The sequence below is a fragment of the Microbacterium sp. genome, assembly GCF_029263575.1.
Lineage (GTDB): Bacteria > Actinomycetota > Actinomycetes > Actinomycetales > Microbacteriaceae > Microbacterium.
Genome location: NZ_JAJUFV010000164.1, coordinates 1 through 6,075 on the forward strand (window position 1 = coordinate 1; position 6,075 = coordinate 6,075).

The following is a 6,075-nucleotide window of genomic DNA, read 5'->3' on the forward strand; positions in this document are numbered from 1 at the left end:
AAGACGACGTTCTACACCGTCAGCATCGACTACCGCGACGTCCACGGCATCACCGGCATGCACTACATCGTCGAGGCGCGGGACGCCGAGCACGCCCGGCAGATCGCGATCCGCAAGGCCGACGCCGAACCGCTGTTCCTCGAGTACGGGGTCGCCGGGGTCGAGGAGCGGCGGACACCGCTCCGGCACGGACACCGCGTCCTGACCGAGGACGGCGCTTACACCGTCGAGTAACACCACGATGGGCGCCCGGAGTGTCCGGGCGCCAGAGGAGGCACGAGACATGACCACCCGACACGACGCAACCAAGCTGGCGAATCGACTGTACGCGCTGCACCAGCAGATCATGCGCAACGAGCACGAGGGTATCAGCGCGCTCGTGAGCGAGCTGCAGCCGGGACTGGACGAGCAATACGGCAAGATGATGCAGAGTGAAGCTGACGGCGCATTCGCGACAGCACGGCTCGCGCGGCGGCGCATGCGCGGAATCATCGAATCCGCGCAGGTGCTCGGCATCGAGGAAGAAACCAGCGCGATCTATCACGAACTGGTCGCGACAGCCGCGAGCTAGAGAGGAGACACAGCATGACGACCTATGACGCGAACGAGATCGCCAATACCGTGAAGGTACAAACGCAGTCCGGCGACATCTACACCGCGCGCGTGATCGGCCACGCGCTGCGCTTCCCGAAGCTCGTGCTCCGCGACGGCGGCACGGTCGAGGTGAGTCGCCCGACACTGATCGCGTGCCAGCTCGCTGATCGTCCGGTGCTCGTGTGAAAGGGGGGTGCTGAGAGCCTAGAAACGGCGCAAGACGCGCGATATGGCACGGAGCCATATCAACACATGGGGTGAGATCGTATCAGCGCTGCACGGCTCGTTCGCGCGCCGTGCAGCATCTCAGGAGCATCGATGACCGACACGACGACCAGATACAACTTCAACGCCTTCGCCGCTGAGTGTCGCGAGATCAGTCGCGCCAACGGGTTCGACAACCCGCAGAGCATCAGCGAGACAGAAAAGACAGCGACCAAGCTGATCCTGATCATCGACGAGGTATGCGAAGCGCTGCACGAGGTGCGCAAAACCGGCGACGTGGATGCCTTCGGTGAGGAGCTTGCCGACGTGATCATTCGCACCGCCGATCTCTCGCACGATCTCGGAATCGATCTGGACAGCATCATCGAGAGAAAGATGCAGAAGAACCGTGGCCGGGGCTTCCGGCACGGCGCGAAGTTCTAGCAAGGAGACATCACATGCGTATCGCCGTAACCATTCTCGGACTTATCCTGCTCATCCCGATGGGCTTGCAAGCGTTCACGATCTTCGCGATCAGCGATGCAGTCGGTCAGCAAGACACCGCCGAAGCCGGGGCGGTCGGCGTGCTCGTCGCGCTCATCTGGCTCGTCGGCTCAGCGATCGCGATCCCGGCCCCGCGCGGTGCGTTCATCGCGTTCGTGCTCGCCGCGCTCCCGGCGTTCGCGGTCAGCGGCACGTATGGCGACATGGCGATCTGGGGCGCGATCGCGCTCGCACTCGCCGTGATGAGCTACGTCGGGCACCGGCAGAAGCGCGCAGCCGACGAGCGAAAGGCGGCTTACGATGCGCGCGTGCTCGAAGCACTCGAAGCCCAGCGACAGTAGCCAACACGTATCCACCATGCTACGATGGGTGGCAGGCCGGTGGAGGGCAGGGACGCGACAGCGCGCACGGCGCTCCTGCATGACGGCCCGGACTTCCCCCGAGTCCGGAATACAGCTCGCGCGAGCTGTTCGGGGGTGCAGCGGGGTAGCTCAGTGGCAGAGCAGCGGCCTCATACGTCGCAGCGCAGTGGTTCGAATCCACTCTCCGCTATCGGTCATTGCCTGTGATGACCTGAAACGATCGCACAGGCCGGACGCGCCGATGTCGTCAGGCGATGGGAGACTGAGCAACCTGCCTAGTGATCCGGGCTACGGACTTCGCCGCGCGCTGGTACCGGCGAAGGACGTGCCGCCAACTTGCCGGATCGCGGAGTGGTTGCTGAGGGCGAGCTGGTACAGGGATACCGGCCTGACTGTAAATCAGGCGCTTCGGCTGCTGAGGTTCGATTCCTCACTCGCCCACCGATGATCGCGTTCCTGCATGGGTATCGATTCGGGACTGGTGACCGTGCAGGAGCGGGGCGCGATCATCTCGCCGGTGTAGCTCAGCGGCAGAGCGATCGCCTTGTAAGCGATTGGACGCAGGTTCGAGTCCTGCTACCGGCTCCAAGGTCAGTGATGTACCGACGCGCTGACCTCCTGTTCCGGCAGGGCTGTGGCAAGCGGCACAAACCGGTTCGAGGGCGCGACAACGAGCGAGCGCGGGAATCTTCAACCGCTGACCGCGCGACCTCCGCGACGTGACCCGAATGGCCAGAGAGAACCTTGTCCTCACACGAGGGCAGGGTTCTTTCTTTATCCGGTATCCACCGTGGTATCCTAGTAGCTAGGTGGATACGAAACGTTATCAAGGAGCCTTGCCGGTGACAGCACCCGTTACGCACATCTCGCAGCTGAAACACGACCCGAACAACCCCAGACGTCACACGCCTCGCAACATCGGGATGATCCAGCACATGCTGCAGCTCGTGGGTCCGGCGCGCTCGATCGTGATCGACGAGCACAACGAGATCATCGCCGGGAACGGCGTCGTGGAAGCCGCCGCGCAAGCCGGGATCGAGCACGTGCGCGAGTACAACCGCGAAACGGGCGAGCTGGGGCCGCCGCCGCCGAACGGTGAACCGGCGATCCTCGCTGTGCGCGTGACCGGACTGACGGACGAGCAGAAACGCCAATACGCGGTCGCGGATAACCGCACGACCGATCTCTCCGGCTGGGATGCGAGCGCGCTGCAGAAGATGCTGGACGAGGACGTTGATCTCTCGGGCCTGTTCTTCGATGACGAGCTGGGCGCGATCCTCGAGACACTGCGCGATGACGACGACGACGATACCGCGACGCCCGACGACTTCCCGAGCTTTGACGACGATCTCGACACCGAATACTGCTGCCCCAAATGTGGCTACGAGTGGAGCGGTAAGCCGAAATGATCTGGATCGAGCGCCTGTGCTCGCCGCGATCGTTCCTGCACGGCGAGCGCGTCAGCATTGACGCACCTGCCCCGACGATCACGGCCAGCGGCATCTCCGGCTCGGGCAACTACTCGGACTGGTGGGTGCTGCGTGATCAGCTCGTCGAGACAGCGCCAAAGATCGACCCCGCGCAGCCGCCCTATCGCGTGATGAGCATGCGCGAGATCGACGCGATGCCGCACAACGGACTCGACATCGTTTCGACGTTCTCCGGCTGTGGTGGCTCGTGTCTCGGCTTCCGCATGGCTGGCTATCGCGCGCTGATCGCGTGCGAGTTCGTGGAAGCAGCACGTGACACGTATCGCGCGAACAACCCGCACACGCTGATCGATCCGCGCGACGTGCGCGAGATCACCGGAGCAGAGATTCTGGACGCGATCGGCAAGGACATTGGCGAGATCGATGTGCTGGAAGGCTCGCCGCCGTGCAGCCCGTTCAGCACAGCCGGGAAACGTCACGAAGGCTGGGGCAAGGAGAACATCTACAGCGACACGGTGCAGCGCGCCGACGACCTGTTCTTCGAGTACGCGCGACTCGTGGACGAGCTGCGACCGAAGGTCTTTGTCGCGGAGAACGTGTCGGGACTCGTCAAGGGCAGCGCAAAGGGCTACTTCAAGATGATCCTGCGCGCGCTCAGGGATCGCGGCTATCGCGTCGAGGCGCGGCTGCTCAATGCGCAATGGCTCGGTGTCCCGCAAGCGCGCGAGCGATTGATCTTTGTCGGCGTGCGCGAGGACATGAAGCGCGACCCGGTGTTCCCGAAGCCGCTGCCCTATCGCTACACGATCCGGCAAGCGGTGCCGGATATGGGCGCGGATGACCTCGGCTGGCAGCTCGCCGAGCACGTGCCGAGCGCTGAGCGCATCACGACACGCACGCCCGTTCACAAGCGCAAGCTCCGCGAGATCGAGCTGAAACGGCTGGCGAGCTTCCCCGACGACTTCGAGCTAACCGGCACCATGATACAGCGCTGGGAGCGCATCGGGCGATCGGTGCCGCCCCGGATGATGCACGCGGTGGCGAGCACGATCGCGCGGGAGGTGTTCGATGCACGCGACTGATCGCACCGCGCAGCGCTGGCGCGAGCTGTTCCTTGACGTGATGTCCTCGCTCCCCGACGTGCCGATCCTGCTCTCGGGCGGCACCGACTCGGCAGCGATCCTGTCGGCGGCACTCGCGCTCGGTCGCACGCCGGACTGCTACACGTACAGCATCGGCGGCGTGGCCGGGACTGATCTGCGCGTCGCACAGCTCATGTGCGACACGTTCGAGCTGCAGCTGCACGTGATCGACCTGCCACGAGATCACGAGAGCCTCGTGCGCGATATTCGCGAGATCGTCGCGCGACTCGGCACGACCCGCAAGGCGGCTGTCCAGTGCGCGCACCCGATGTGGTACATGGCGCGCGCGATCGCTCACGCCGGATTCGACGCGACGTACTGCGGCACGGGCGGCGTGATCGAGGACAACCGAACCGGCGGCATCATCCTCAACACGCAAGGCGAAGAAGCATTCCGCGAGTATCGTCGCAAGAACCTCACACCCGGGTACACGCAAGACGGCAACGGCACATGGGCGATGCATACCGCCGCGCAATGGTCGGGCGTCGCGCTGCTCGAACCGCTCGTGATGGAGCCGTTCGCGACGTACTCGCTGTCACTCGATGCGCGCGAGATCAATCGCCCGGTGCAGAAGGGCATCGCCATGCGCGCGTTTCCCGAGTTCTGGTCACGCGGTCGCTGGCGTCGCACGAACAGCCCGATGCAGGTGAACAGCGGTCTCCGCGACTGGCACGCAACGTTACTGGATGACCCGGCGATCAACCGCCGCGGTCGCAAGTCAATGGCGCATCTGTACGCCGACATCACATCGGAGGACGATCAATGAGCGAGCACACGCTGCAGACATGGCCGCACTTCGGGCCGGATACCTACATGGTGCTGCAGGACATGCTGCATCACGGCAAGCTCTCCGGCGTCAACGGGGAGTGGCAGCGCACACTCGAAGGACGATTCGCGCGCATCGTGCGCACGCACTACGCGCTCAGCACGAACGGCGGCACCAACGCGCTGCTCGCCGGGATGTATGGACTTCGCATCGGGCCGGGGGATGACGTGATCGTGCCGGGACTGACGTTCTCCGGCTCGGCGATGCCAGCCCTGATGCTCGGCGCGCGCGTCGTGTTCGCTGACGTGGACCCGCTCACCTACAACATGACGCCGGAAACGCTCGAAGCTGCCTTGCGTCGCGCGCACAACCCGAAAGCGGTCGTGCTCGTGCACCTGCACGGACTCGTGGCTGACGTGCTCAGTATCCGCGCGCTGTGCAATCGCTGGGGCGTCGCGCTGATCGAAGATGCGTGCCAAGCGCACGGCGCGTGGGTCGATGACGATCGCATGGTCGGCAGTATCGGTGACTTCGCCGCGTTCAGTCTCAACAGCTCGAAGGCGATGCCAGCTGGCGATGGTGGACTGCTCGTGACGAATAACGCCGACATCTACGAGCGCGCACGATCGTTCCGCACGTTCGGTGAAGATGAGGACGAGATCACCCGCGAGCTGCGACCGTATCGATCGTCCCAGATCGGCGGCAACTTCCGGCTCCCGGAGATCAGCGCGTTCCTCGCTGTGCGCTCACTGACCGCGCTGCCAGCCGTGCAGGATCGTGCGCGAGAGAACGGCGCGCTCCTGACGAGCATCCTTGCCGACGTTCCCGGCATTGTCACGCCGGAGACAGATGGGCGCGATCACACGTACCACAAGTACCGGATCGGACTCCCGGCGCGCATCAGTCCCGATGACGTCGTCTACGAGCTGCGCAAGGCTGGACTCCCGGCTGGTCGCTGGCAGACGGCAGCGCTGTGCGAGGACGCGGTGTACGGCAATCATCCCGAGAGCTGTGTCGTGGCACGGTTCATCGTCCGGCACTCGGTGATCCTGTTCGACGAGCGACACCCGTTG

Annotated in this window: 9 protein-coding genes and 3 tRNA genes; all 12 read left to right on the plus strand. The window is 64.4% G+C overall.

Annotated elements, in window-relative coordinates; translation table 11 throughout:
• A partial coding sequence (locus tag Q1J95_RS13460) for a hypothetical protein (RefSeq protein WP_300268396.1) occupies positions 1-234 on the plus strand: 234 nt, incomplete at its 5' end.
• Between the two features lie 49 nt (positions 235-283).
• The gene (locus Q1J95_RS13465) at positions 284-571 is read left to right on the plus strand and encodes a hypothetical protein (RefSeq protein WP_300268399.1); all 288 of its coding nucleotides are present in this window, start codon (positions 284-286) and stop codon (positions 569-571) included.
• A 14-nt stretch (positions 572-585) separates the two neighbouring features.
• Positions 586-780 carry a hypothetical protein gene (locus Q1J95_RS13470; protein WP_300268401.1) on the plus strand — a complete coding sequence of 65 codons (195 nt, stop codon included), beginning with the start codon at positions 586-588 and terminating at the stop codon, positions 778-780.
• Between the two features lie 132 nt (positions 781-912).
• Positions 913-1,242, plus strand: a complete 330-nt coding sequence (locus tag Q1J95_RS13475; RefSeq protein WP_300268403.1) for a MazG-like family protein — start codon at positions 913-915, stop codon at positions 1,240-1,242.
• 14 nt (positions 1,243-1,256) lie between these two features.
• Positions 1,257-1,643, plus strand: a complete 387-nt coding sequence (locus Q1J95_RS13480; RefSeq protein WP_300268406.1) for a hypothetical protein — start codon at positions 1,257-1,259, stop codon at positions 1,641-1,643.
• Positions 1,644-1,782: 139 nt separating this feature from the next.
• Positions 1,783-1,854, plus strand: a tRNA-Met gene (locus Q1J95_RS13485).
• Between the two features lie 172 nt (positions 1,855-2,026).
• Positions 2,027-2,105 (plus strand) — tRNA-Tyr (locus Q1J95_RS13490).
• Positions 2,106-2,177: 72 nt separating this feature from the next.
• Positions 2,178-2,252, plus strand: a tRNA-Thr gene (locus tag Q1J95_RS13495).
• A gap of 254 nt (positions 2,253-2,506) precedes the next feature.
• A complete protein-coding gene (locus tag Q1J95_RS13500) occupies positions 2,507-3,073 on the plus strand; it encodes a hypothetical protein (RefSeq protein WP_300268409.1) in 567 nt (188 codons plus the stop codon).
• A 125-nt stretch (positions 3,074-3,198) separates the two neighbouring features.
• Positions 3,199-4,176: a DNA cytosine methyltransferase gene (locus Q1J95_RS13505; RefSeq protein ID WP_300268412.1), complete on the plus strand. Its 978-nt coding sequence runs from the start codon at positions 3,199-3,201 to the stop codon at positions 4,174-4,176.
• Positions 4,163-5,002 carry an asparagine synthase-related protein gene (locus tag Q1J95_RS13510; RefSeq protein ID WP_300268414.1) on the plus strand — a complete coding sequence of 280 codons (840 nt, stop codon included), beginning with the start codon at positions 4,163-4,165 and terminating at the stop codon, positions 5,000-5,002. Before Q1J95_RS13505 ends, Q1J95_RS13510 begins: the two co-directional genes overlap by 14 nt.
• Positions 4,999-6,075 (plus strand): DegT/DnrJ/EryC1/StrS aminotransferase family protein (locus Q1J95_RS13515; protein WP_300268416.1); only part of this gene is annotated, 1,077 nt, incomplete at its 3' end. The genes Q1J95_RS13510 and Q1J95_RS13515, both read left to right, overlap by 4 nt.

Coding starts and splice junctions, on each gene's coding strand:
- Q1J95_RS13465 (WP_300268399.1), top strand. CDS start 284: ATGACCACCCGACACGACGCAACCAAGCTGGCGAATCGACTGTACGCG.
- Q1J95_RS13470 (WP_300268401.1), top strand. CDS start 586: ATGACGACCTATGACGCGAACGAGATCGCCAATACCGTGAAGGTACAA.
- Q1J95_RS13475 (WP_300268403.1), top strand. CDS start 913: ATGACCGACACGACGACCAGATACAACTTCAACGCCTTCGCCGCTGAG.
- Q1J95_RS13480 (WP_300268406.1), top strand. CDS start 1,257: ATGCGTATCGCCGTAACCATTCTCGGACTTATCCTGCTCATCCCGATG.
- Q1J95_RS13510 (WP_300268414.1), top strand. CDS start 4,163: ATGCACGCGACTGATCGCACCGCGCAGCGCTGGCGCGAGCTGTTCCTT.